Annotated in this window: 21 protein-coding genes and 1 pseudogene; 7 read left to right on the top strand and 15 right to left on the bottom strand. The window is 59.2% G+C overall.

Annotation, left to right across the window (positions count from 1 at the left end; translation table 11 throughout):
• Positions 1 to 112: 112 nt before the first annotated feature.
• The 6 genes from odhB to sdhC form a co-directional block, all read right to left on the bottom strand.
• Positions 113 to 1,303, bottom strand: a complete 1,191-nt coding sequence (gene odhB, locus ACTG2J_RS09560) for a 2-oxoglutarate dehydrogenase complex dihydrolipoyllysine-residue succinyltransferase (RefSeq protein ID WP_005333546.1) — start codon at positions 1,301 to 1,303, stop codon at positions 113 to 115.
• 35 nt (positions 1,304 to 1,338) lie between these two features.
• Positions 1,339 to 4,146: a 2-oxoglutarate dehydrogenase E1 component gene (gene sucA / locus ACTG2J_RS09555; RefSeq protein WP_439997427.1), complete on the bottom strand. Its 2,808-nt coding sequence runs from the start codon at positions 4,144 to 4,146 to the stop codon at positions 1,339 to 1,341.
• 115 nt (positions 4,147 to 4,261) lie between these two features.
• The gene (locus tag ACTG2J_RS09550; protein ID WP_005333549.1) at positions 4,262 to 4,978 is read right to left on the bottom strand and encodes a succinate dehydrogenase iron-sulfur subunit; all 717 of its coding nucleotides are present in this window, start codon (positions 4,976 to 4,978) and stop codon (positions 4,262 to 4,264) included.
• A gap of 16 nt (positions 4,979 to 4,994) precedes the next feature.
• On the bottom strand, positions 4,995 to 6,761 hold the full coding sequence (gene sdhA, locus ACTG2J_RS09545; protein WP_346201523.1) for a succinate dehydrogenase flavoprotein subunit: 1,767 nt from the start codon (positions 6,759 to 6,761) through the stop codon (positions 4,995 to 4,997).
• A gap of 1 nt (position 6,762) precedes the next feature.
• Positions 6,763 to 7,107 carry a succinate dehydrogenase, hydrophobic membrane anchor protein gene (sdhD, locus tag ACTG2J_RS09540; protein ID WP_005333558.1) on the bottom strand — a complete coding sequence of 115 codons (345 nt, stop codon included), beginning with the start codon at positions 7,105 to 7,107 and terminating at the stop codon, positions 6,763 to 6,765.
• A complete protein-coding gene (gene sdhC, locus ACTG2J_RS09535) occupies positions 7,101 to 7,478 on the bottom strand; it encodes a succinate dehydrogenase cytochrome b556 subunit (protein WP_021231296.1) in 378 nt (125 codons plus the stop codon). Before sdhC ends, sdhD begins: the two co-directional genes overlap by 7 nt.
• Positions 7,479 to 7,920: 442 nt before the next feature.
• Between sdhC and ACTG2J_RS09530 the strand changes: the two genes are divergently transcribed.
• Positions 7,921 to 9,207: a citrate synthase gene (locus ACTG2J_RS09530; RefSeq protein WP_439988726.1), complete on the top strand. Its 1,287-nt coding sequence runs from the start codon at positions 7,921 to 7,923 to the stop codon at positions 9,205 to 9,207.
• Positions 9,208 to 9,299: 92 nt separating this feature from the next.
• A complete protein-coding gene (locus ACTG2J_RS09525) occupies positions 9,300 to 9,620 on the top strand; it encodes a DUF4377 domain-containing protein (protein WP_005352532.1) in 321 nt (106 codons plus the stop codon).
• 77 nt (positions 9,621 to 9,697) lie between these two features.
• Here ACTG2J_RS09525 and ACTG2J_RS09520 read toward each other — a convergent pair whose 3' ends face one another.
• Positions 9,698 to 10,138, bottom strand: a complete 441-nt coding sequence (locus ACTG2J_RS09520) for an acetyltransferase (RefSeq protein ID WP_005352535.1) — start codon at positions 10,136 to 10,138, stop codon at positions 9,698 to 9,700.
• A gap of 57 nt (positions 10,139 to 10,195) precedes the next feature.
• A complete protein-coding gene (locus ACTG2J_RS09515) occupies positions 10,196 to 11,041 on the bottom strand; it encodes a DUF5718 family protein (RefSeq protein ID WP_439988727.1) in 846 nt (281 codons plus the stop codon).
• A 299-nt stretch (positions 11,042 to 11,340) separates the two neighbouring features.
• On the opposite strand from ACTG2J_RS09515, the gene ACTG2J_RS09510 reads away from it, so the two are divergent.
• The 4 genes and pseudogenes from ACTG2J_RS09510 (at position 11,341) to ACTG2J_RS09495 (ending at position 14,332) form a co-directional block, all read left to right on the top strand.
• Complete coding sequence (locus ACTG2J_RS09510) at positions 11,341 to 11,928, top strand: class IV adenylate cyclase (RefSeq protein ID WP_236282375.1); 588 nt, start codon at positions 11,341 to 11,343, stop codon at positions 11,926 to 11,928.
• Positions 11,925 to 12,316 (top strand): annotated as a pseudogene (locus tag ACTG2J_RS09505) (NUDIX hydrolase). The gene ACTG2J_RS09510 and the pseudogene ACTG2J_RS09505 overlap by 4 nt, the downstream one beginning before the upstream one ends.
• A 91-nt stretch (positions 12,317 to 12,407) precedes the next feature.
• Positions 12,408 to 12,914 carry a GNAT family N-acetyltransferase gene (locus ACTG2J_RS09500; protein ID WP_236282370.1) on the top strand — a complete coding sequence of 169 codons (507 nt, stop codon included), beginning with the start codon at positions 12,408 to 12,410 and terminating at the stop codon, positions 12,912 to 12,914.
• Between the two features lie 299 nt (positions 12,915 to 13,213).
• Positions 13,214 to 14,332: a glycerol dehydrogenase gene (locus ACTG2J_RS09495; protein WP_439988728.1), complete on the top strand. Its 1,119-nt coding sequence runs from the start codon at positions 13,214 to 13,216 to the stop codon at positions 14,330 to 14,332.
• A 102-nt stretch (positions 14,333 to 14,434) separates the two neighbouring features.
• Here ACTG2J_RS09495 and pdxY read toward each other — a convergent pair whose 3' ends face one another.
• The 3 genes from pdxY to ACTG2J_RS09480 all read right to left on the bottom strand — a co-directional run bounded on the left by pdxY (position 14,435) and on the right by ACTG2J_RS09480 (position 16,897).
• A complete protein-coding gene (gene pdxY / locus ACTG2J_RS09490; protein WP_019446110.1) occupies positions 14,435 to 15,298 on the bottom strand; it encodes a pyridoxal kinase PdxY in 864 nt (287 codons plus the stop codon).
• A 174-nt stretch (positions 15,299 to 15,472) separates the two neighbouring features.
• Positions 15,473 to 16,249, bottom strand: a complete 777-nt coding sequence (locus ACTG2J_RS09485; protein WP_439988729.1) for a DUF429 domain-containing protein — start codon at positions 16,247 to 16,249, stop codon at positions 15,473 to 15,475.
• Positions 16,250 to 16,333: 84 nt separating this feature from the next.
• Entirely contained in the window at positions 16,334 to 16,897 is a 564-nt protein-coding gene (locus ACTG2J_RS09480; RefSeq protein ID WP_439988730.1) for a VC2662 family protein, read from the bottom strand.
• A gap of 260 nt (positions 16,898 to 17,157) precedes the next feature.
• Between ACTG2J_RS09480 and ybcJ the strand changes: the two genes are divergently transcribed.
• Positions 17,158 to 17,391, top strand: coding sequence for a ribosome-associated protein YbcJ (gene ybcJ, locus ACTG2J_RS09475; RefSeq protein ID WP_005361116.1), 234 nt, complete (start codon positions 17,158 to 17,160; stop codon positions 17,389 to 17,391).
• Positions 17,392 to 17,424: 33 nt separating this feature from the next.
• Here the strand turns inward: ybcJ and ACTG2J_RS09470 are convergent, their stop codons facing one another.
• From ACTG2J_RS09470 to ACTG2J_RS09455, 4 genes are all read right to left on the bottom strand, one after another.
• Entirely contained in the window at positions 17,425 to 17,898 is a 474-nt protein-coding gene (locus ACTG2J_RS09470; protein WP_019446113.1) for a DUF4442 domain-containing protein, read from the bottom strand.
• 167 nt (positions 17,899 to 18,065) lie between these two features.
• On the bottom strand, positions 18,066 to 19,817 hold the full coding sequence (locus ACTG2J_RS09465) for an ABC transporter transmembrane domain-containing protein (protein WP_005333600.1): 1,752 nt from the start codon (positions 19,815 to 19,817) through the stop codon (positions 18,066 to 18,068).
• Positions 19,814 to 21,550 carry an ABC transporter transmembrane domain-containing protein gene (locus ACTG2J_RS09460; protein ID WP_439997426.1) on the bottom strand — a complete coding sequence of 579 codons (1,737 nt, stop codon included), beginning with the start codon at positions 21,548 to 21,550 and terminating at the stop codon, positions 19,814 to 19,816. Before ACTG2J_RS09460 ends, ACTG2J_RS09465 begins: the two co-directional genes overlap by 4 nt.
• Positions 21,551 to 21,716: 166 nt before the next feature.
• Positions 21,717 to 24,521, bottom strand: a complete 2,805-nt coding sequence (locus tag ACTG2J_RS09455) for a response regulator (RefSeq protein WP_439997425.1) — start codon at positions 24,519 to 24,521, stop codon at positions 21,717 to 21,719.
• Positions 24,522 to 24,638: the final 117 nt, after the last annotated feature.

Here is a 24,638-nt window from a genome sequence, read left to right as displayed (position 1 = left end):
TGAATGGGGGCCTAGGCGGCCCCTCGTTATCTTTCAATCGCTCGGGTATTACTCAAACGTCCAGCAGCACATCCGGCTCGGGGCGCAAACCCCTTGCCTGGGTGCCACAGGCTTAGACGTCCAGCAACAGACGGGTCGGGTCTTCCAGCAGCTCCTTGACGGAGACCAGGAAGCCTACCGATTCGCGTCCGTCGATGAGACGGTGATCGTAGGAGAGCGCCAGATACATCATCGGCAGGATCTCGACCTTGCCGTCAACGGCCATCGGGCGATCCTGGATCTTGTGCATGCCCAGAATAGCGCTCTGGGGCGGGTTGATGATCGGGGTGGACATCAGGGAGCCGAACACGCCACCGTTGGTGATGGTGAAGTTGCCGCCAGTCAGTTCATCCACGGTCAGCTTGCCGTCACGGCCCTTGCCCGCCAGATCCTTGATGGCCTTCTCGATGTCCGCCAGGCTCATGTTGTCGCAGTCGCGCAGCACCGGCGTCACCAGACCACGGGGGGTGGAGACGGCGATGCTGACGTCGAAGTAGTTGTGGTAAACCACGTCATCACCATCGAGCGCCGCGTTCACTTCCGGATAGCGCTTGAGGGACTCCACCACCGCCTTCACGTAGAAGGACATAAAGCCGAGCTTGATGCCGTGCTTCTTCTCGAAGATCTCGCCGTACTGCTTGCGCAGATCCATGATGGGCTTCATGTTGACCTCGTTGAAGGTGGTCAGCATGGCGGTGGTGTTTTTCGCTTCCAGCAGACGCTCGGCAATGCGCTTGCGCAGACGGGTCATCGGTACCCGCTTGTCGGTACGACCACCCAGCGGGGCAACCTTGGCTGCCGGGGCTGCAGTTGCGACCGGTGCGGCTGCCGCAGGCTGGCTCTTGGCCTTGATGAAGGCTTCCACATCATCCTTGGTGATGCGACCGCCCTTGCCGGTACCGGTCAGCTTGGTCACGTCGATGTCGTGCTCGCCAATCAGGCGGCGCACCGAGGGGCTCAAGCCATCGGCACCATCATCGGCCACCGCTTCAGCGGGTTTCTCTTTGGTCTCTTCACCGGCCACCGGAGCGGCGGTGAGGATGGCAATCAGTTGACGGGACAACACGGTTGCCCCTTCCCCTTGCAGAATATCCCCCAGCACACCGGCTTGCGGTGCCGGCACTTCCAGCACCACCTTGTCGGTCTCGATGTCGACCAGCACTTCGTCACGGGCGACCAGATCGCCCGGTTTTTTGTGCCAGGTGGCGATAGTGGCATCGGCCACTGATTCCGGCAGATCCGGTACCTTGATTTCGATAGTCATCCAATCAGTTCCTTTTTACTTCTATGCCAGAGGCTTTACAGGGTAAGGGCATCTTCCACCAAGGCTTTTTGCTGCTTGGCGTGGACAGACATGTAACCGACGGCCGGTGAGGCTGACGCGGGGCGGCCGGCATAACGCAGGGTGGCTCCGGCTGGCAGCACGCCATCGTAGTGGTGACGGGTGCAGTACCAGGCGCCCTGGTTCTGCGGCTCTTCCTGACACCAGACAAAGTCGGTGACGTGGCTGTAATCGGCCAGAATGGCGCGCACTTCCTCTTCCGGGAAGGGGTAGAGCTGCTCAATTCGCACCAGTGCCACATCTTGCTGCTCGGCCTTGCGACGGGCATCGAGCAAGTCGTAGTAGACCTTGCCGGAGCAGAAGACCACGCGCTTGACCGCTTTCGGATCCAGCGCATCGATCTCGCCGATGGCGTTCTGGAAGGTGCCTTCCGCCAGCTCTTCGAGCTTGCTCACCGCCAGCGGGTGGCGCAGCAGGGATTTGGGCGTCATGACGATCAGCGGACGGCGCATCGGACGCACTACCTGACGACGCAGCATATGGAACACCTGCGCCGGGGTAGAGGGCACGCACACCTGCATGTTGTGCTGGGCACACATCTGCAGATAACGCTCCAGACGAGCGGAGGAGTGCTCCGGCCCCTGCCCCTCGTAACCGTGCGGCAGCAGCATGGTCAGGCCGCACATCCGGCCCCACTTCTGCTCACCGGAGGAGAGGAACTGATCCACCACTACCTGGGCACAGTTGGCGAAGTCGCCGAACTGGGCTTCCCAGATGGTGAGGCCAGCCGGCTCGGCGCTGGCGTAACCATATTCAAAGGCCAGTACCGCGTTCTCGGTCAGCACAGAGTCATACACCTCGAACGGGCCCTGCTCGTCGTGCAGGTTGCACAGCGGGGTGTAGGTGCTGGCATCGGTCTGGCTGTGCAGCACGGCGTGGCGGTGGAAGAAGGTGCCACGGCCGGAGTCTTCACCGGTAAAGCGGATGCGGGAACCCTTATCCACCAGAGTGGCGTAGGCCAGGGTTTCAGCAAAGCCCCAATCCACCAGCTTCTCGCCAGCGGCCATCAGACGGCGGTCTTCGTAAATCTTCTCGACCTGCCGCTGCAGCACGTGAGTCGCCGGATACTGGCTCACCCGCTCGCCGAGGCTCTTGAGGTGATCCATCGGCACGGCACTCTCATAGGCCATGTTCCAGTCGTGGCCCAGATACGGCGTCCAGTCGACGGAGTGCAGCTCCATCGGCCGCCACTCCTTGCTCACCCGCTCGCCGCGATCCAGCGCTTCGCGATACTCGTTGACCAGTTCGGTCGCCCGCTCCTGAGCGAGGCTCCCCTCGGCCACCAGCTGATCGGCGTAGATCTTGCGCGGGGTCGGGTGCTGCTTGATCTTCTGGTACATCAGCGGCTGGGTCGCGCTCGGCTGATCCGCCTCGTTGTGACCGTGACGACGGTAGCAGACCAGCTCGATCACCACGTCGCGTTTGAAGGTATTGCGGTAATCCAGTGCAATCTGGGTCACCAGCACCACGGCTTCCGGATCATCCCCGTTGACGTGCAGCACCGGCGCCTGCACCGCCTTGGCGATGTCAGTGCAATATTCGGTGGAACGCAGGTCACGGATATAGGAGGTGGTGAAACCAACCTGGTTGTTGATGACGATGCGCACCGTCCCGCCGACACCATAGGCACGGGTCTGGGACATGTTGAAGGTCTCGGCCACCACGCCCTGACCGGCCATGGCCGAGTCACCGTGAATGGTGATGGGCAACACGTTGGAGCCATCTTTGTCACCGCGACGATCCATACGGGCACGCACCGAGCCGATGACCACAGGGTTGACAATCTCGAGGTGAGAGGGGTTGAACGCCAGCGCTAGGTGGACGTTGCCACCCGGGGTGGCGAAGTCGGAGGAGAAGCCCATGTGGTACTTCACATCACCGGTACCCCAGGATTCGCCATGCTTACCGGCAAACTCGTCGAACAGATCCTGAGCGCGCTTGCCCAACACGTTGATCAGCACGTTGAGACGACCGCGGTGGGCCATACCGATAACGGCCTCTTTGCAGCCCTGCTCACCGGCGCGACGGATCAGCTCCTTGAGCATGGGGATCATGGCGTCGCCACCTTCCAGCGAGAAGCGCTTAGCTCCCGGGAACTTGGCGCCCAGATATTTCTCCAACCCTTCGGCGGCGGTCAGGCTCTCGAGGAAACGGGTCTTCTCTTCGAGGGTGTAACTCCCCTTCCCTTCAATGGATTCGAGACGCTGTTGCAGCCAGCGCTTCTCTTCCGTGGAGGTGAGGTGCATGTAGTCGGCGCCGATGGAGCCGCAATAGGTCTTCTTCAGCGAGGCGTAGAGGTCGGAGAGCACCATGGTCTCGCGACCGATGGCGTAGGAGCCCACATTAAAGGTGGCCTCCATGTCTGCGCCCTGCAGGTTGTGGAACGCAGGATCCAGTTCGGCAACGGTTTCACGCTGCCACAGGCCCAGCGGGTCCAGATTGGCATTCTGGTGACCACGGAAACGGAAGGCGTTGATCAGCTGCAATACCCGCACCTGCTTGGCATCCACTTGCGGATCGGAGACGGGGGCACTGTAGCGAGAGGGATCCTTGGCCAGACGACGGAAATAATCGCGGACCTGGGAGTGGGGTTGTTCAACCGCATGGCCATTGACCTGGGGCAGCTCGCTAAACAGGCTGCGCCACTCGTCGGACACGGAGTCAGGATTTTCCAGGAAGGATTCGTACAAATCCTCGATATAGCTTGCATTCGCACCAGCCAGGTGAGATGACTCCAACCAGGCCTTCATCACGCCGTTATGCATTTCTATCCCTTGTACTTCTTGTTACTGCTGCGCAGCTTGTAGGGGTCAAATAGCCATCCTGCCACGGGTGGGATGGCTATCCAGAGGTCGGGCCAGCACCTGGCCGGCCCTGATACTAAACAGCCCGATTGAGCAACATCGACTTGATCTGGCCAATCGCCTTGGTCGGGTTCAAGCCTTTCGGACAGACGTTCACGCAGTTCATGATGCCATGGCAGCGGAACACGCTGAATGCGTCGTCCAGATTCCCCAGTCGTTCGGTGGTCGCGGTGTCGCGGCTGTCAGCCAGCCAGCGGTAGGCGGCGAGCAGCCCGGCCGGACCGATGAACTTGTCGGGATTCCACCAGAAGGAGGGGCACGAAGTGGAGCAGCAGGCACAGAGAATGCACTCGTACAGGCCGTCAAGCTTGGCGCGCTCTTCGGGGGATTGCAGGTGCTCACGCACCGGCGGCAACTTGTCATCATTGATGAGGAAGGGTTTGACCTTCTCCCACTGGGTGTAGAACTGGGTCATGTCGATCACCAGATCACGGATCACCGGCAGGCCGGGCAAGGGGCGGATAACGACGTTATTGCCCTTCTTCAGCAGGTCGGAGAGCGGGGTGATACAGGCAAGACCGTTCTTGCCATTCATGTTGAGACCATCTGATCCACAGACCCCTTCGCGGCAAGAGCGGCGGAAGGCGAGCGTGGGATCCAGCTCTTTCAACTGGATCAGTGCGTCGAGCACCATCATGTCGGAACCTTCAGGAATATCAAGACGATATTCCTTCATATGGGGGACGTTATCAACATCCGGATTGTATCTGTAGACAGAGAATGTGACGTTCATAGGGCTGGCTCCGCAATCAGTAAGTCCGGACCTTGGGCGGGAACGCCTCACGGGTCTTGGGTGACATGTTGACAGCGCGACGGGTCATGGACTCGGTGTCCGGATGATAGAGGCTGTGGCACAGCCAGTTCTCATCGTCGCGATCCGGGAAGTCGAAGCGGCAGTGAGCACCGCGACTCTCGGTACGGAAGTTGGCGGCAACCGCCGTGGCAAACGCCGTCTCCATCAGGTTGTCCAGCTCCAGGCACTCGATGCGCTGGGTGTTGAACTCTTTGGAGGTGTCATCCAGACGAGCTGACTTGAGGCGCTCGCGGATAACCTTGAGCTCGGCCAGCCCTTCTGCCATCGCCGCACCTTCGCGGAATACGGAGAAGTTGTTCTGCATGCAGCGCTGCAGGTCTTTGCGGATCTGCACCGGGTCTTCACCGTCACGGCAATTTTCCCAGCGGTTGAAGCGGGCCAGTGCGGCATCCAGATCCGACTCGGAAGCATCGCGGCCGTGATCTATCTCGCCCAGGGTGTTGACCAGATGCATGCCGGCCGCGCGGCCGAACACCACCAGATCCAGCAGGGAGTTGCCACCCAGACGGTTGGCACCGTGTACGGAGACACAGGCAATCTCGCCCACCGCAAACAGACCGACCACCGGTACATCGTTGCCGTTCTTGTCCTGGGTCAGGCACTGGCCATTCACGTTGGTCGGCACGCCGCCCATCATGTAGTGGCAGGTTGGGATGATCGGGATCGGCTCTTTGACCGGATCCACGTGAGCGAAGGTGCGGGAGAGTTCGCAGATCCCCGGCAGACGGGATTCCAGCACCTCTTTGCCGAGGTGATCCAGCTTGAGCTTGATGTGCGGGCCCCAGGGACCGTCGCAACCACGTCCTTCGCGGATCTCGATCATGATGGAGCGGGCCACCACGTCGCGACCGGCCAAGTCCTTGGCGTTCGGCGCGTAACGCTCCATGAAGCGCTCGCCATCTTTATTGAGCAGATAGCCACCTTCACCACGGCAGCCTTCGGTTACCAGCACCCCAGCCCCGGCGATGCCGGTCGGGTGGAACTGCCACATCTCCATGTCCTGCACGCCGACGCCGGCACGCAGCGCCATGCCGACGCCGTCACCGGTATTGATGTGGGCGTTGGTGGTGGACTGGTAGATACGACCGGCACCGCCAGTCGCCAGCACGGTGGCCTTGGCCTTGAAGTAGACCACTTCACCGCTCTCCATGTCGATGGCGGTACAACCCACCACGTGGCCATCCTGGTTCTTCACCAGATCCAGCGCATACCACTCGGAGAAGACAGTGGTCTTGTTCTTGACGTTTTGTTGGTAAAGGGTGTGCAGCAGGGCGTGACCGGTACGGTCGGCGGCCGCTGCGGTACGAGCAGCCTGCTCGCCACCGAAATTCTTGGACTGACCACCAAACGGACGCTGGTAGACAGACCCGTTATCGAAACGGGAGAAGGGCAGCCCCATGTTCTCCAGCTCATAGATAGCCTCGGGACCGGTTTTGCACATGTACTCGATGGCTTCCTGATCGCCGATGTAATCGGAGCCTTTTACGGTGTCATACATGTGCCACTGCCAGTTATCGTCGTGGGCATTGCCCAGCGCAACCGTGATCCCGCCCTGAGCGGAAACAGTGTGAGAACGGGTTGGAAAAACCTTGGACAACAGAGCGCAGCTCTTGCCGGACTGGGCAATCTGCAGCGCGGCGCGCATACCGGCACCACCGGCACCAATCACCACCGCATCAAATTCACGAGTTGGAATAGTCACCTTACACACCCCACAGCACGACGAAACCCGTCATCAGATAGACAAACAGCACCACGACCAGGGCAAATTGCAGCGCCCCGCGCAGCCCTACCGGCTTGATATAGTCAGTCAGCACCTGCCACAGACCAATCCAGGCGTGGATTAGTACGCAGAGCAGGGTCAACAGGGTGAATACCTTGGTGAATGTTTTGGCGAAGAAGCCGGCCCACACCTCGTAGGTGATGTCGTTGAACGCGACAAAGCCCACCAGATAGAGGACATAACAGGTCATGATGAGGGCGGTGGCGCGGATCAGGATGTAATCGTGAACGCCGCTGCGCCCGAAGGTTGCAGAATTGGTTACCATACAAGCACTCCCGCCAATACAGCCAGGATCGCGGTGATCACGAAGGCCACGCGGGCGCTCTGATTGCCGGATTCCAGCTCTTCCCAATAGCCCATATCCATGACCAGATGACGCAAGCCGCCCACAATGTGGTATGCCAGCGCAGTCAGGATCCCCCACAGCACGAGTTTGACCAGGAAGTTGTCCATGATGGCAACCACGGTTGCAAACCCTTCGGGAGAGGCGAGTGAAGTACCAAGCATCCACAGCAAGATGCCCAGTGCAACAAAGGTAATGACCCCTGAAACACGGTGCAGGATGGATGCAATGGCAGTGACAGGAAAGCTGATCGTCTGTAGGTCGAGGTTGACCGGTCTCTGTTTGTTTTTCACGCTTGCCCACTCAGCTCCATTGAGCACGTTAGTTATTGTTTTAACTCACACTTGAGGGCACGGAATGGTGATTGTTGGTTTTTTGTTACCAAAACACTCTGAAAAAGCCAAAACGCGAGTTTTCGGTTTCACATCAGGCTTTGCCAAAGCGTTTCAAACACCCGCAGCCATGACCCACGTGGCGCAGTATATCGGCGGCCTTAACCGAAGACAATCAATTAGCTACAAAGAAAACACAAAACCGCAAACTCGATCGCATATTTAATTTAACATTTCATTAATGCCATTAATGGGGTTCCAGCAAAATTGACATTGATAAGGAACTCTGTTTCAAATAAGGCGCTCCAGCCACTTCGGTATGGGTAACAACCTTTGCCAGCGTCATAAAAGTCGTAATAGAGTAGGACTGGAACCAAATTATAAAGAGCAAAGGAGACGTGCTATGGCTGATAAGATAGCCACCCTACACCTGCCCGGAAAAGATCCGGTCGAACTGCCGATCCTCTCCGGCACCATCGGCCCGGATGTCATCGATGTCAGAAAATTGGGATCACAGGGGTATTTCACCTTTGACCCCGGTTTTATGGCCACCGGTTCTTGCAAATCTGCCATTACCTACATTGACGGGGATCAGGGTGTCTTGCTGCACCGTGGTTACCCCATCGCCCAGTTGGCCACCCAAGCCACCTATCTGGAAGTCTGCTATATCCTGCTGTACGGCGAAGCGCCGACCAAGGCCCAATATGCCGAATTCGAACGCCTGGTCACCCGCCACACCATGGTGCACGAGCAGATAGCCTTCTTCTTCCGCGGCTTCCGTCGTGACTCCCACCCCATGGCCATCATGTGCGGTGTGGTCAGCGCCCTCTCCGCCTTCTATCACGATGCCCTCGACATCAACAACGAGCAGCATCGCGAGATCTGTGCCTTCCGTCTGCTCTCCAAGATGCCGACTCTGGCAGCCATGTGTTACAAGTACTCCATCGGCCAGCCGTTCATGCAGCCGCGTAACTCCCTCTCCTATGCCGGTAACTTCCTGCACATGATGTTTGGCGTGCCGACCGAAGAGTACAAGGTCAACCCCATCGTTGAACGCGCCATGGATCGTATCTTTACCCTCCATGCGGATCACGAGCAGAACGCCTCCACCTCCACCGTTCGTCTGGCTGGCTCCTCCGGTGCCAACCCGTTCGCCTGTATCGCCGCGGGGATCGCCTCCCTGTGGGGACCGGCCCACGGTGGCGCCAACGAAGCCTGCCTGCGCATGCTGGAAGAGATCGGCTCGGTGGATCGCATCCCCGAGTACATCGCCAAGGCCAAGGACAAGAATGATCCGTTCCGTCTGATGGGCTTCGGTCACCGTGTCTACAAAAACCACGACCCCCGTGCCACCGTGATGCGCGAAACCTGCCACGAAGTACTGACCGAGCTGCAGATCAAGGATCCGCTGCTGGACGTAGCCATGGAGCTGGAGCGTATTGCGCTCTCCGACCCCTACTTCGTCGAGAAGAAACTCTACCCGAACGTAGACTTCTACTCCGGCATCATCATGAAGGCGATCGGCATCCCGATGAGCATGTTCACCGTGATCTTCGCCATCTCCCGCACCATTGGCTGGATTGCCCACTGGAACGAGTTCCACTCGGACCCGGACAGCAAGATTGGTCGTCCACGCCAGCTCTACGTGGGTCACCCACTGCGCGAGTTCACTCCGCTCGAGCAGCGCTAACCACTGCGCTGATATGGTTTGTTACAAAGGCGGTCATTGACCGCCTTTTTGTTTGCCGCTCTAATGCCCCCTTTCGCGTTAAGGAGTCCATTATGAAACCACTGTTTATCAGCGCAGCCTTGCTGCTGACCGCCTGCCAGAGCGCACCCGCCCCGTCACAGGGGGAGACCCTCTATATCAACAGCCAGTTGGTCGATTGCGTCGGGGTTGGCCCAATGCAGTGCATGCAGGTTCGCAGTGATGAGCAGCAGCCCTGGACGCTGTTCTACCAGAATATTGAAGGTTTCCAGTTCGAGCCGGGTTACCGCTACCAGCTCACTGTCAGCAAGGAGCAGCTCACCGATGTGCCGGCCGATGCCCCCTCCGTGCGCTATCAGCTGATCAAGGTGGTGAACAAGGTCGCCAGCAAGTAACAAACACGATCAAAAAACGGGGGATGGCTGATGCCATCCCCCGTTGGTTTATGGGTACTGCGCCTCATCAGGCACGATCAGGTCGGCGCCAGCGCCATATGCAGCAGCGGATAGGGCTTGCCCTGACCATCCAGCGGCGAGCGACCCGTCACGGTGAATCCCATCTTCAGATAGAAGCCCACCGCCTGTTCGTTCTGCTCGTTGACGTCAACCTGCGTCGCGCCGCCCTGCGTGATGGCATGGGCCACCAGCAAACGCCCCACGCCACTGCCGCGCGCCCCGGGAGCCACAAACAGCATCTCCAGCTTGCCCTCGTACACTCCGCTAAAACCCGTAATCTGCCCCTCTTCTGTGCGGGCACTGTGCAGTGTCACCGCATCGAAGTAGTGCTCCAGAATAAGCGGTTTAAGCGCGAGGATCTCGGCCTCGGGCAGGAAGTGGTGGGTCGCCCGAACAGAGGCCTCCCACAGATCGATCAGGGCCGGATAATCGGCCCGGGATACCTGAACAATCGTCATGAAATGACTCGATATGATAACCAGCGGGAAGAGACACCTTCCCGCTAGCAACGGTGATTAGCGCGCCTGCACCGCCTGCAGCAGCACCGACATATCAGCGCCAAAGTGGCGGCTGCGGATCGCCTCGCGAATATCCGCTTCGCTATAACGGCTGCCCGGATAGACCACCACGCAGGAAGTGTCGCCCGGTTTGAGGAAGTGGGTCTCGCCAAACGGGGTATAGCGAGTGGCACCGATACTGATGAGCGCATGGGGAGGATGTCCCGCCTGCGCTAGCAGTCCCTGAATGTGCTCCGCCGGCCCCTCATCCTGCTGATGATTGAACTTGTCGATGGCCCAGTCGAGCAGCTTGCCGTGGAAGTAGCTGTAGTCGATGGCGGCGCTGTCTACCCCGTAAGCGTGCAGCTCACCATCGCGCTCCAGATAGCAGGCGATGCGATAGTCATCGAGCTCGCAGCCGGCAGAAAAACCGGAAAGCGGCAGCAGCTTGTCCGCCAACCCCTTGCTCTCTTCACCCCAGTTCTTTTTTTCGCTGATCTTCTTGGCGTTGGGACGACGGATGGAGCAGTCGTTATAGGCACCAAAGGCGCGGGGATGGATCGCCACCACCTGCTTGCCGGCATACTCCAGCTCGCACCAGAGGGCTACTTCCGGCTCGATCTGCACCTTCTCGTCACCGCTGACCGCCGCTTCCGGCAGGAAGATCGCCTTGTCGCTCAACGGGAATACCCCGAGCTGATCCGGATGGCCCGGCACGAAAAAGGGAAACAGCGCCTTGGGCGCCGTGGTGTCGCGCACGACTACCGCTACGAAGTCCGACGCTTCACCCGCCTGCTCCAGATGACCGGCGAAATTGCCCGCGACTCCGAGTCCGATAAACTTGCTCTCTGCTGCTATCTGCATCTTGCTCACCTGCATCTTGCCAACGCAAGGTAGCAGGCTCGTCACCTACTACCGCTAAAGTGGCAAGATTAAACCACAAGGACCCCGCCTTCGCCCAGTCCGGCCCTGTCGTGATGTGCGCCAGTCCGCTTTTTTAGGGTCGAAAAGTCTGTGGCGAACCAGCCATTGCGCACTCATTCAGCTACGCGGTCACCGCGCTGGAAACAGTGTGTTTCCGGCCTATCCCCTCTTTCTACTTGGGACTCAACTTCATCTTTGTTAGGCTGCCTGCCACACAGGCTCACAGAGGGATCTTCTTGATGTCACAGGCGCACTTTCAGGGCCGCTTCGAAGTCGAGTTCAAATATCAGCTGACGGATCGCCCCGCCTTCCTCAAGGCACTGCTCGCCCTCAATCCGGAGATCATGCTGGAGGATAATCTGGAGCAGGATCGCTACTTCGACACCCCGGATGATGCCCTTGCCCAGGCTGGCAAAAGTCTGGCTATCCGCACCATGCAGCCCTCCGGCATCCAGCTCTGGATCGTCAAGGGGCCCGAGAAGGATCGCTGCGAGGCGGTCACTATCAATGATGCGGACAAGGCCGTCAGCATGCTCTTGACCATGAACTACCGGCAGATACTCGTGATCACCAAAAGGCGCAGCATCTACTTCATTGGCCCGTTTCACGTCACCCTGGATCATCTGGCCGAGATCGGGGATTTTGCCGAGCTCGCCATCATGACCGATGACGAGAAACGCCTCCCGGCGTTTCGCCAGCAACTGCTCGCGCTGGCAGATCAGTTGGGACTTTCTCCCGATGCGCAGGAGCCTCGCTCCTACCGAACCCTGTACACCCGGTACATGCAGACAATACACACCACACAACCAGAGGATGCAACTCAATGATCGACAAACTCGCCTGGCTCACCTTTAAAGATCAGCAGCTGCTCTGCGCCCGCTCCCACGGCAAGGACATCTATTACATCCCGGGCGGCAAGCGTGAACCGGGCGAGAGCGACGAGGCGGCACTGATACGCGAGATTGCAGAGGAGCTGGCTGTCACCCTGCAGCCCGATACCCTGCGCTTTGCCTGCGAGTTCAGCGCCCAGGCCGATGGCAAACCGGCAGGAGTCGAGGTGCGACTGCGCTGTTACACCGGCGAAGCGAGCGGCACCCCGATCGCCTCGGCAGAAATTGCCGAGCTGCGCTGGCTCGACAGCTCTCACCTCGATGAGCTCTCCCCGTCTCCCGCTTGCTGTTTACCTGGCTGGTTGAGCAGGGGCTGATCCGCTGACAAGCCGTACTCACGGCGAGCACAAGTACCCACCTCATATGAACCAACGGTGGCAGTCAGCCACATAACAGCGCAACAACAAGGATGTCAGATGGACATAGTGGAAGTTAATAGCGCAGCGACCTACCAAAGCGCGCTCATCACCCTGCTACAAGATTGTGTCGATAGCGGCGCCTCGGTCGGTTTTTTACCGCCGCTGACCACGGAGGAATCTACCCGCTACTGGCAAGGAGTTGAAGCGGATCTAGCGGCAGGTCACCGAAAGCTGTGGCTTGCCCTTGAGCAACAACAGCTCGTGGGAGCGGTTCAGCTCGCGCTCTGTGGCAAGACCAACGGTCGCCACCGGGCCGAGGTGGAAAAACTGATGGTACTGCAAACGGCGAGAGGCAAAGGTGTCGGTCGTGCGCTGATGCAGGCAATGGAACAAGGCGCCCATGCCGCGGGCCGTTCGCTGCTGGTGCTGGATACTCGCGCCGGTGATGTGGCCTCCCACCTCTATCGTCAACTCAGCTATCTTGAGGCGGGCCAGATCCCGAGCTTTGCACGCAACGCCGATGGCTCTCTTGCTGCGACCGTCATCTTCTACAAACCGCTCTGACCATCCCCTATGCCTTATCCACATACAGCAGGGCCGCACCAAGCGGCCCTGCTTGTTTCCAGCGTGACTGTTTGTTGAAGCAGTATTGCTTGCGACGGATTGCCACGATAGAGCCATTGCTCCTGTATGCCTCAACACCGCCAATCGTTCGCCCCAAAATACAACCAAACAAATAGAAAGATTAATTAATGATTAAAACGCCCCCCCTTTTCTTCTTCATCTATTGCCTCATCAGGCGTATCGTGAGAGACCCATTTGATAATCAATTTTATGTTATTCACTGCCTTGAGGAATAATGGATGCCCACTTTGCCCCGTACAGTTACCTCCCCCAAAAAGTTCATCATCGGTCAACACCTTCTCCCGCAACTCCATGAGCACGTTAAAGATTTTGGTGACTATGCGTTGCTCATCAGCGATGAGTTCATTCTGGAGCGGGTACGGGAAGAAGCTTTGGCGGGGCTCCTGCAGGCAGGCCTCAGGGGAGTGGTCGACAAGTTTCGCTATGAATGCACCGAACAGGAGATCCACCGCCTGACCCACCTTGCAGAGCAATATGGTGCGAACGTGATTGTCGGGATCGGCGGCGGCAAGACGCTGGATGTCGCCAAGGCCGTGGCCTTCTATCTGCGCCGTCCGGTTGTGCTGTTCCCGACGATTGCCTCCACAGATGCCCCCTGCACGGCACTGGCGGTGATCTACAACCAGGCGGGTGAATTTGAACGCTATCTGTTCCTGCCGCAAAATCCGGACGTGGTGCTGGCTGACACGGCCATCATTGCCGCCGCCCCTCCCCGCTTCTTTTCCGCAGGCGTTGGCGATGCCCTGGCCACCTATTTCGAGGCGCGCGCCTGCTATCGGGCCGACGGGCTCAATCTGGTCGGCAAGCGCCCTTCACGCACTGGCCTTGGCCTGGCACAGCTCTGTTATGAGCTGCTTGGTGAGAACATCGAGCTGGCAATGGATGCGATACGCCACCATGTCTCGACTCCGGCGCTTGAGCAGGTTATCGAGGCCACCATCTATCTCAGCGGGGTCGGCGCAGAAGCCGGTGGACTGGCCGCAGCTCATGCCGTCAACAACGGCATGTCACTGATCGCTGAGCTCCATCGCGCCCAGCATGGTGAGAAGGTAGTCTTCGGCCTGCTGACCCAACTCGTGCTTGAGCGCGCCCCGCAACATGAACTTGATGAGGTGTTTCGCATCATCGACTGTGCAGGCCTGCCCATGACGCTGCAAGAGCTGGGGCTCACCCACTTCCATGAAAGCGAGTGGCGCAAGGTGGCGCAGCTGGCCTGCGATCCCCTCGATACCATGGGCAACATGCCGATGACAGTGAATGAACAGGATGTCTACGCCGCCATGGTAGCGGCCAATGCCATGGCTGAGCGTTATCGCCTCCGCCATCCCCGCACCTGATTGCTTGCCGCACTAAACAGGCAAACAGTAAAAAGGCTTGCCCATTGGCAAGCCTTTTTCATCTGCATCCCCTTGTCGGGATAGACGAACGTCCGCGTTGACTCAGGGGAGTTTCACCGCTCGCACTGCAACCTCTGGCAGGGCGAAGGCATCTTGCGCGGCGATGAGTTGCAGCTCGTAAGCCTGCTGGCGCCAGGTCTCCTGCAGCACCGCATCCACCGAGGCGTTGGTGCGCTCGAACGCGCTGACCGCATCGTGACCGGCCAGCAAATTGGCCAGCATCAGAGCGCTGATAAGATCGCCCACCCCCACCGGCTGGCGGGCAAAGTCATAGAGCGGACGGGCAATCAGGTAATCCCCTTGCGGGGTCGCCAGCAGCATCTCGAAGCGGCTGGAGTCCTGCGCCGCACGACCGAGATGCTTGACCAGCACCAGCTTGACGCCGCGGGCCAGCAGCTGATGGGCAGCCGCGCGAGTCTGATCCAGATCAGCCAGATGGGTATCACAGAGGGTCTCCAGCTCCAGCAGGTTGGGGGCCATCATGTCGGCCACCGGCAACGCCTGCTCGGTCAGGAAACGGGTGACGCCGGGAGCGACGATACACCCCTTCTCCGGATGACCCATCACAGGGTCGCAGAAGTAGATGGCATCAGGGTTGGCCGCCTTGACGGCGTTGACCACAGTCAGGATCTCGTCCCCCTGCTCGGCAGAGCCAAGGTAGCCGCTCAGCACGGCGTCACACTGGCTCAACACCTCGATATTGCCCAATCCTTTCACCAGCGCACTGATATGACCCGCCGGCATCGCCATCCCCTGCCACCCCTGGGCATATTGGGTGTGGTTGGAAAACTGCACCGTGTTGATGGGCCATACATCCATACCAAGGCGACGCATGGGGAAGACGGCCGCGCTGTTGCCGGCACAACCAAAGACCACGTGGGACTGAATAGAGAGAACGGATTTCATCGGGAATACCACAGCAAAGGATCAGCAAGGTGGGCAATATATCGGATGAAGATAACGATGCGCCACCTTGGCGCGGGATGAACAGGCAATTTCCTGACTAAAGACAGGTTTTTTACGCCATTTGGCCCGCGTCCACAGGGTGAGCGGAGCCATGATCCGCCGCATCACCGTCCATCACATGCCGTTGTACTCAACGCCATGACGGGCAAAGTGATAGACCCATCCCTCATCACACGGCATGTCAGTGGGTGGCGAAATCAGCTCAGGCAATACCGTCACCTTGCCACCAGCGGCATATTGCAGCGCCATCAGGGCGCAGAGCGCCGCATCGTAGCGATCAGTGCCGACCAGCACATCCGCAGGCAGCTGCGCCGCCAGCTCGGGCCGTGCCGGAGAGGCCTTGCCGCCCACTTTGGCCAATGCCGGATAGACCTCCAGCACGGCGCGACTGGCCTTCGGGGCAACGGTCGGTACCAGTTGCAGATCCGAAAGCCGCGGCAGCATGGAGAGCGCCAGGGTGGCATTGTTACCGAGCCGATCGAAGGTGGCCGAGAGGGGCTTCTTGCCGTACTGCTGATACAACCAGCGCTCGCAGTCGCGATAGGCGTAGGGGTTGTCTATCTCCCGCTCGGGAGCGGCGCAGCTGTGTGGTTGGCCGTTGAGCAGATCCCGCAAGGCGCGGGGAAAGGCGAGCGGCGCATCGATACCGAGCGCCAGTTGCGGGCAGGCTTCTACCTGCATCAGGGTCAGCTCGTTTTGCAGGGCCGGACGCAGCAGAGCGGCCAGATCCGGCGCCACCCGCGAGCTCAGACGAAACAGCGGCGACACCCCGAGCCAATGCAGGTGGTTAGAACCGGCCTGCCAGCCCACTACAGCAACCGCCTGGGCACTGCCCTGCCAGCCCCGCACATCCCAGCCGATCCCGATTGCACTCATCTGCCCTGCCGTCATCAATTACCTCTTTTCACCTGTCACACGTTGCAAGAGGCACAGGGTAATCAGCAGAGGCCTTTAACGCAAAGCGAACCGCCTTGGTCAGAACGATTTCTGGAAGTTCACCAGCGGCAGAATGGGGAACACGCCGTTGGCGGCATAGTTGGCCAGCCCGATCTGCAAGCCATCGAGGTGCTGGGTGGCATTGATAAAGCCAATCTGGAAGGTGGTACGCTCGGCATAGTTGACGAAGCCGACGTTGGCCAGCGCATTGCCCTTGGCGATGTTGACGGCACCCCAGTTGAGCCCCTGCACATTGTTGGTCAGGTTGACTACCCCCAGATTGACGCCGGTATCCTGACCTTCGTGCCAGTTGATGGCGTTGATGGCGACACCGCCAAACTGGTGACGCACCCGACCAGCACCGAGGAAAATCCCGAGCTGCAGACCGCTGAACTGATCCACATCGGAGAGGGCGAAGATCGGCAGATCAATACCCTTCACCTGACCGGTCCGGCCGTAGAGCAGCGAGGCGCGCGCTCCTTCCACCTGATGGGACGCGGGCAAATTGACCCCGGGCAGCGAGACCTGCACCGGAGTACTGGCCTGCGCAACACCGCACAGAGTAAGGGCGCTGCATGCCAGCAGCAGGCGGGAGAGTGTCATGGAAAGTTCCTTGGGCCATTGAGAGTGGCCCGATCCTAACAGTCAAGGGAGAGTGTGGGCACACCAGCAGGGACGAGGTGCGTCACGATACGTCACGGGTGGCCCTCTCACCTCTCCATCAGGTCTTGCGAAAGCGCCACCTTAAAGACAATCGGCCACTTTTTCGCAGCGAGTGGCCCCTCTTCCTTTCTTTGCCTGAGCGAACTGCCTAAAATAGTCGCCCTGCTGTATCCGGCATTCATCCATCTAGAGGATTTCCCATGGAGACGTTTCTGCTCGAAGGTCACCCCTTCGTTGCCTTGTGTGACCTTATCAAACATCAGGGGTGGGCCGATTGTGGCGGCGCCGCCAAAGCCCTCGTTGCCGAAGGGCTGGTCGAGGTGGACGGTCAGGTGGAGACCCGCAAGCGCTGCAAGATCGTGGCCGAACAGGTGGTCAACTTCAACGGCATGAAGGTCGTGGTGAAAGAGGGCGTCAGCCCGGAGATTGGCTAAACCCGGTTCAGGGAGCCACTCTCCGGCAACCGGCTAGCTGGCCTTGATCGACAGGGTCAGCACAAAACGCGCCATCGCCTCATCCCCGTTCAATGACGGACAGGTGGCCACCACCTGGATGGGGCGATTGATGCGCTGACCGCTTGCCAACGATTCGTCGATCATGGCGTCAATCTCCTCCCCCGCTGCGCAGTCGAACTGCACATCCCCCTCCGGTCGTTTCAAAAACTCTCCCTGCACATCCTTGAAGGCAAAGTGCACCTTCTTGCGCCGCTGCCGCCCCTTCTCCATCACCAGCAGACCGCCTACCAGATCGGCGCCGGTCGCCAGCGCGCCAAAATACATGCTGCCCAGGTGGTTGCGGGTACGCCAGCCAAGAGGAATGCGAATGCGCAGCGCCTTGGCGTTCATCTCTTCGATGATCGGGGCACAAAATCCGATGACGGGAATATAGCGCCAGGCAAACAGCCGAAGTGCCAGATTGGCTTTGAAGCGTTGCAAATCCATATGCGAACTGATCCGATGAGTTAATGTAAACAACATGTTGCCTGCATCTGCGCCATTCGACAAGCACAGGGATCACGCTTACGACCTTTTGCCCAACCCAAAAAAACAGAGGGAACCGTACCGGTTCCCTCTTTTCGCTCATGTCGCTGTTACAGCAAATGTGCCGATCAGGCGCGCTTCTCTTCGAGCCAAGCCCCCTGACTCTGCATCTCGAACAGCTGGGCATAGTGACCGCCGAGGGCCATCAACTCACCATGGGTACCCCGCTCGCTCACCTGACCGCGGGAGAGCAGCAGAATCTCGTCCGCATCGACGATGGTCGAGAGGCGGTGGGCGATGGCGATGGTGGTGCGGCCACGACGGGCAGCAGAGATCGCCTGCGACAGCGCCAACTCGGTCTGGGAGTCCACGCTGGCCGTCGCTTCATCCAGAATGAGGATACGCGGATCTCCCACCAGTGCACGGGCAAAGGAGAGCAGTTGCCGCTGACCGGCGGAGAGGTTCTTGCCACCCTCCTCCATCAGGGTGTTGATCCCCTGTGGCAAGCTGCGCACAAAGTCGGCCAGCTGCACCTCGCTCAGCGCCTGCCAGAGCCGCGCGTCATCTATGCCGGCGCGGCCGAGACGCAGGTTCTCCGCCAGAGTGCCGACGAAGATAAAGGGATCCTGCTGCACCAACCCGATGCTGCGGCGCACCGCCGCCAGCGACAGAGTATCCAGTGCGTGATCATCGAAGCGGATCTGCCCCTGATCCAGCGGATAGAAGCCCATCAGCAAGCTGATGATGGTGGACTTGCCGCTGCCGGTATGGCCCACCAGCGCCAGCATCTGGCCCGGTTTTGCGGCAAAGCTGACCTCCCGCAGCACCTGCTGCTCGCCATCGTAGGAGAAGCTCACCCGCTCGAAACTGACCCGTCCTTCCAGCGGGCGCAGCTCGCCCTCGGTGCTCTCGCGGGTTTCATCGAGCAGGGCAAAGACCCGCTCCCCCGCCACCATCGCCTGCTGCAACTGGTTAAGCTGGTTGGTCATCTCGATGAGCGGCTCTATCATCCGGCCCAGATAGCTGATAAAGGCGTAGAGCACCCCCACCTGAATGGCACCGGCGTGGCTCACCCCCTCGTGGGCGAACAGCGCCAACAGACCGATCAGCACCATCATGTAGAAGAGATCGATGAGCGGACGCAGCAAAATGCCGTTGATCTTGAGGCTCTTGATCCGTGCCGACCAGTGCTGCTGGTTCACCTCGGCAAAGGCGTTGGCAAAGTGGCGCTCCTGCACCATCGCCTGGATCACCGGCATCCCCTGCAGCGACTCGTTGAGGCGGCTGTTGATGTCGGAGAGCAGACTGCGGGTCGCTCGCACCACCGGCACGCTCAGTTTCTGGTAGAGCCACATCACCCCACCCACTGCGGGCAGCAGCAGGGAGCAGACCAGCATCAGCCGCAGATCCAGCAGCGCCATCGAGATGAGGATGCCGCACAAGAGCACCACTTTTTGCACCAGCAAGCCGATCACCTGCACATAGAGGTTCATGATCGCCTCGGTGTCGTTGGTGATGCGGGAAATCAGCGAGCCGGAGCGATGCTTGTCAAAGTAGCGGGCCGGCAAGCGGATGGCGGTGGCAAACACCTGCTCGCGCAAGGTTTGCACCACCGCCTGGGCGATACGGTTAAAGCGCAGGGATTGCAAATAGAAGCCCGCCGCCGAGAGTACCTGCAAGCCCAGATAGCCCGCTGCAATCAGGGCTATGGTGGGCAGCACGATATTGCGAGGCGCCAGATAGTCATCGATAAAGAGCTTGATCAGCAGCGGCCCGGCCACTTCGGCACCGGTGGCGAGCAGCAAACAGATCCCCGCCTGAATAAGCCAGCGAGGATACTGAGCGCAGTAAGCGAGTAGTCGTTTAATGGTCGGATTCACAGGCTCTCCTCCACCGCTTCTTCGAGACGCTGATAACGCACCATATCTGCATACCAGCCATTGTGCGCCATCAGGGCACCGTGATGACCCCGTTCGCTGATGGTCCCCTGCTGCAGCATCAGGATCTCGTCGGCCTGCTCCACCGCCGTCATGCGATGGCTGACCAGGATCAGGGTGCGACGATGGGCTTTGAGAGCGTGCAGAATTTGCTGCTCGGTGTGGGCATCCACCGCCGAGAGCGCATCATCGAGCACCAGAATGGGCGCATCCAGCAGCAGGGCGCGGGCAATGGCCAGCCGCTGTTTCTGGCCGCCGGAGAGGGTCACCCCTTTCTCCCCCACCTCGGTCTCATAGCCCTTGGGGAAACGCACGATATCATCGTGGACACAGGCAATGCGCGCCACCCGTTCGACCTCCTCGCGGCTCGCATCGGGTTTGCCCAGGGCGATATTGGCGGCGATAGTGGTGGAAAACAGGAATGGCTCCTGCGGCACATAGGCAAACTGGCTGCGCAGTGTGGCGAGCGGCAGCTGGTCAATCGGAACGCCACCCATGACAATCGAACCGTGAGTCGGATTGGCAAGGCGCATCAACAGCTTGAGCAGGGAGCTCTTGCCTGCCCCGGTGCGCCCCACAACCCCGAGCATCCCCCCTTGCTTGAGGGTAACGTCGATATCCGCAAGCAGGGTGCGCTGCTCAAGTTGATAGCTCACCCCTTTGATCTGCAAAGGAAAGGCAGAGGTAAACACGGCCGGCTGGGCGGGCTCTTCGATATCGCTGCGCTCCCCAAGCAGGCTTTCGATACGGGAGTAGGCGGCGCTACCCCGCTCGATGATGTTGAACAGCCAGGCGATGGCAAACATCGGCCAGATCAGCTGGCCGAGGTACATGGTGAAGCTGGTGAGCTCACCCAGAGTCAACTCACCCTGCAGCACCAGCACACTGCCCCCCGCCACCGCCAGAAAATAGGAGCAACCGATACAGAGATAGATGACCGGATCGAACTTGGCATCGATGCGGGCCACCGCCATATTGCGCTCCCCCGCTTGTTTGGTCAGCTCGGCAAAGCCTTCATCTTCCAGCGATTCAACCGCATAGGATTTCAACACCCGTACGCCGGAAAGGGCCTCCTGGGTCTTGTTGTTGAGCCTGGAGAAGGCCCCTTGCGCCGCCTTGAACTGGGTGTAGATCTGGGTGCCGAAGCGGTTCATGAAATAGGCCATCACCGGCAGCGGCAGCAAGGAGACCAGCGTCAACTGCCAGGAGTACTGGCTGCACATGATGGAGAGCACCAATACCCCGACCATGATGGAGTCCACCAGAGTCAGCACCCCTTCGCCAGCGGTCATCTCCACCGCCTGAATGTCATTGGTGGCATGGGCCATCAAATCGCCAGTACGGTGGCGCTGATAAAAATCTGGGCTTATCCGGGTGAAATGGCTGAACAGGCGATTGCGCAACACATAGGCCAGACGGTAAGAGGCACCAAACAGCATCACCCGCCAGACGTAGCGCAGCAGATAAATCAGCACACCCAGACCAAACAGCCCCGCCAGATAGCGCATCAGGGTGCCATTGTCGAGACCGCCCTTGGTGATGCCATCCACCACCCAGCCCACCACTTTGGGCGGAATCACGGTCAACAGGGCCACCATCAGCAGCAGGGAGATGGCAGCCAGATAACGGGGCCACTGCTCCTTGAAAAACCAGCTCAATCGTAGAAATACGCTCACACCACCAACCTTTAGCGCTCTCTGCCCGTGACCGCTCCAAGGAGCGGCCATCAGAGAAGCCACGCAGAAATAGAAGAATGAAAACAATCGCCTCCGGCTGGAGGCGATTCGAACGAAAGCTCATCATATCCCGAACCGGGATGGTTGAGAATAATTACTATTTAATTCACTGTGACATGCGATCATCCCCTGATGAATAGGGATTATACGAATTTTCATGCTGCTCACCGGTCAACAGGAAGTGTGACACCTCTTCCCGGGTCTGGCTGAACACCTGTTGCAACTGCTCCAGATCTGTCTCGCTCAGCACCTCGTTTTGCCGCAAGCGCCACTCCAGCTCGCCAGCCACCAATTGCAGACGGGACGCCGAGATATTGGCAGACACTCCCTTGAGGGTGTGCAGTAGCTTGCTGGCCACCTCGGGCTGCTGACGGCGCAAGGCGGAGCGGATCTCCCACAGATCGTCCTTGTGCTCCGACATGAACAGCTTGAACAGGATCTGCAACGCCTCCTTGTCCTGCTCCAGCCGCTTGAGGGCATCCTGCAGATCGAGGATCCCGATCATATCCGGCGGTTTCACCTCCATGATCCCCACCTGCTCCACCCCTTGCGGCTTTACCCACTGCAGCAGGTTGTTGTAGAGATCCAGCTTGCTCACCGGCTTGGTGACATAGCCATTCATCCCCACCCCCAGGCAACGCTCCTTGTCACCGGGCATGGCACTGGCGGTGAGGGCAATGATGGGCACATCGTGCTTGTCGACCATCTTGCGGATCTGGCGGGTGGCATCGAGTCCGTCCAGTACTGGCATCTGCAAATCCATCAGGATCACGTCAAAAGGCTGCTCGGCGACCCGCTCCACCGCCTCCCGACCATTGCTGACCACACACACCACCGCATCGACGCGCCGCAGATACTCGATGATGAGCTGCTGATTGACCCGGTTGTCTTCCGCCAACAGCACTCGGGTACCCTGCAACAGGGATTTGAAGTGTTGCTGATCCCCCTGTGCCTCGGCCTTGCGCAGGTTGAGCTCGTAAGAGCTGCCGTTGAGCAGTTCGTCCACCTTGGCCAGCAGGGCATTTTCGGTCATCGGTTTGGGCAGAAAATGGGTCAGCCCCATGCTGTCCATCCGGGCGTGCAGCCCCTCTCTGGCCCAGGCACTAATCATCAGAATGGGGATCCGCCGCCACTGACTGTGTTGATACATCTCCAGCGCCAGATCGAGCCCATCCTCCTGACCCATGCGCCAGTCGAGGATCGCCAACCGCAGATTCGGTCCCTCTTCACGGAGCAGCTGACGGGCGCGGGAAAGGGAGTTAACCGGCAGCACTCGCACTCCCGCCCGAGTCAGAATGTCCCGGGCCAGATCCAGCACCAGTTCGTTGTCATCCATCACCATCACCAGCGGCTGGTTTTCGAAGAAGACTTTCCGTCCAGCGACGCCGTAGACCGCCTGCGCCATCGGAATATCGAACTTGAACAGAGAGCCGACGCCAGGCTTGCTCTCTACGCTGATCCGCCCCCCCATCAGCTCCACCAGCCGCTGGGAGATGTTGAGCCCAAGACCCGAGCCGCCATATTTTCGGGTATTACCCGCCTCCAGCTGGGTAAACGCCTGAAACAGTTGGGTCTGCTTCTCTTCGGCAATGCCGATGCCGGTATCGCGCACACTGAAGCGGATCCGCATTGGGTGAGGATTGGCCAGCTCGATGCAGACTTCGACTTCACCGCGTTCGGTAAACTTGATGGCGTTGTTCACCAGATTGACCAGCACTTGTCCCAATCGCAAGGGGTCCCCACGCAAGAAGACCGGCACCTCCGGTGACTTGCGAATAACCACTTCCACGTGTTTGCGCTCCGCCAGATCGGCAAACATGCCCGCCAGCGAATCTAGCTGCTCGCTGAGATCGAAGTCGATCTCCTCCAACGTCAGCTTGCCTGACTCCACCTTGGTCAAATCTAGGATGTCGTTGATCAGCAGCAGCAGGGTATCGGATGAGGATTTGATCTTGCCCAGATAGTCCCGCTGTTGTTGATCCAGTTCGGTCTGCAGTGCCAGCGAGCTAAAACCTATGATGGCATTCATGGGGGTGCGGATCTCATGGCTCATGTTGGCCAGAAAATCGCTTTTGGCCTGGGCCAGCAAGCCGGTCTGGCGCGACAGTTCGCTCAGCTTCTGGTTACGGCGCCACAGGGTGAAGGCCACCAGCGCAAAGCAGATCAAAGCTCCGCACAGCACCATCAGATAAAAGCGATTCATCAAAGAGGAGGCGCGCTCCAGCTTGTCGAGTTTCCAGCGCACCAGACTCTCGATCACATGCATGTCGATGAGCTGGTAACGCAAGGTGTGATAGGCCATCACCTGCTGGCTGATCTCCTTGCTCAGGCGGATCAGGGTCGCGATCTCCGGCAAGTTGCCATAACGGGATTGCAACTGCTGTTGCAGCTGATCCAGCGTAGTCTGTTCACGTTTGTCCCAACTGCGCTGCAGATAGTTGCTCAGTTGCGCCAGCTCCTCCAGGTCGCGATGAAGCGCACTGTCTGACGGGCTTATCCCCCGCACCTTTTTAATCTGGGCCTGCAGGGGCGCATTGAGGTACTCGATAGCCATCTCAATGGCATGAAGCCTGGCCAGCGCCATCAGATAGGTGTCCATGTCATCAAGCAGAGCCTGGGAAAGGTCGTCTTGCACCAGCTCGGGATCTCTTCTGACTTCCCGTACAAAACCGTCAAGGGTGATGGATAACTGGTTCAGGCGCTGCTGGACATTGCTGTCATTGGCCTGCTCCCGCCCAAGCAGATAGAGGGTATCGGCGTTGATCCTGTTCAGCACCACCTCGGCCGCTTCGTTCAGGTTGTGGGCCTGCTGCTGCTGACTGAGCGACTGCCAGCAGTAGCCCGAAAAGGCAAGCAGCAGGGCAACAATCAGCCCTGGCACAGCACGGTTTTTCCGTGATCCTTTATTCATCCCGTCTCGACTCTCATCTGGTGGTCGCTGAATTATCCGGTCAGGCAATGAACCCAGGGGGAATTATCCACTCCCGCTGGGCACTGTGTTACCGTTATTGCTCTGATATTTCGCTAT

Source organism: Aeromonas sp. 6P (assembly GCF_051919525.1).
Taxonomy (GTDB): Bacteria; Pseudomonadota; Gammaproteobacteria; order Enterobacterales; family Aeromonadaceae; genus Aeromonas; species Aeromonas veronii.
Note: the sequence above shows the minus strand (reverse complement) of the source record. Positions and strands in the feature narration are given on the sequence as shown.

What these genes read in the sequence shown, in the direction of transcription:
- odhB (WP_005333546.1), bottom strand. Translation starts at nt 1,303, where the DNA reads ATGACTATCGAAATCAAGGTACCGGATCTGCCGGAATCAGTGGCCGAT.
- sucA (WP_439997427.1), bottom strand. Translation starts at nt 4,146, where the DNA reads ATGCATAACGGCGTGATGAAGGCCTGGTTGGAGTCATCTCACCTGGCT.
- ACTG2J_RS09550 (WP_005333549.1), bottom strand. Translation starts at nt 4,978, where the DNA reads ATGAACGTCACATTCTCTGTCTACAGATACAATCCGGATGTTGATAAC.
- sdhD (WP_005333558.1), bottom strand. Translation starts at nt 7,107, where the DNA reads ATGGTAACCAATTCTGCAACCTTCGGGCGCAGCGGCGTTCACGATTAC.
- ACTG2J_RS09530 (WP_439988726.1), top strand. Translation starts at nt 7,921, where the DNA reads ATGGCTGATAAGATAGCCACCCTACACCTGCCCGGAAAAGATCCGGTC.
- ACTG2J_RS09525 (WP_005352532.1), top strand. Translation starts at nt 9,300, where the DNA reads ATGAAACCACTGTTTATCAGCGCAGCCTTGCTGCTGACCGCCTGCCAG.
- ACTG2J_RS09520 (WP_005352535.1), bottom strand. Translation starts at nt 10,138, where the DNA reads ATGACGATTGTTCAGGTATCCCGGGCCGATTATCCGGCCCTGATCGAT.
- ACTG2J_RS09515 (WP_439988727.1), bottom strand. Translation starts at nt 11,041, where the DNA reads ATGCAGATAGCAGCAGAGAGCAAGTTTATCGGACTCGGAGTCGCGGGC.
- ACTG2J_RS09510 (WP_236282375.1), top strand. Translation starts at nt 11,341, where the DNA reads ATGTCACAGGCGCACTTTCAGGGCCGCTTCGAAGTCGAGTTCAAATAT.
- ACTG2J_RS09500 (WP_236282370.1), top strand. Translation starts at nt 12,408, where the DNA reads ATGGACATAGTGGAAGTTAATAGCGCAGCGACCTACCAAAGCGCGCTC.
- ACTG2J_RS09495 (WP_439988728.1), top strand. Translation starts at nt 13,214, where the DNA reads ATGCCCACTTTGCCCCGTACAGTTACCTCCCCCAAAAAGTTCATCATC.
- pdxY (WP_019446110.1), bottom strand. Translation starts at nt 15,298, where the DNA reads ATGAAATCCGTTCTCTCTATTCAGTCCCACGTGGTCTTTGGTTGTGCC.
- ACTG2J_RS09485 (WP_439988729.1), bottom strand. Translation starts at nt 16,249, where the DNA reads ATGACGGCAGGGCAGATGAGTGCAATCGGGATCGGCTGGGATGTGCGG.
- ACTG2J_RS09480 (WP_439988730.1), bottom strand. Translation starts at nt 16,897, where the DNA reads ATGACACTCTCCCGCCTGCTGCTGGCATGCAGCGCCCTTACTCTGTGC.
- ybcJ (WP_005361116.1), top strand. Translation starts at nt 17,158, where the DNA reads ATGGAGACGTTTCTGCTCGAAGGTCACCCCTTCGTTGCCTTGTGTGAC.
- ACTG2J_RS09470 (WP_019446113.1), bottom strand. Translation starts at nt 17,898, where the DNA reads ATGGATTTGCAACGCTTCAAAGCCAATCTGGCACTTCGGCTGTTTGCC.
- ACTG2J_RS09455 (WP_439997425.1), bottom strand. Translation starts at nt 24,521, where the DNA reads ATGAATAAAGGATCACGGAAAAACCGTGCTGTGCCAGGGCTGATTGTT.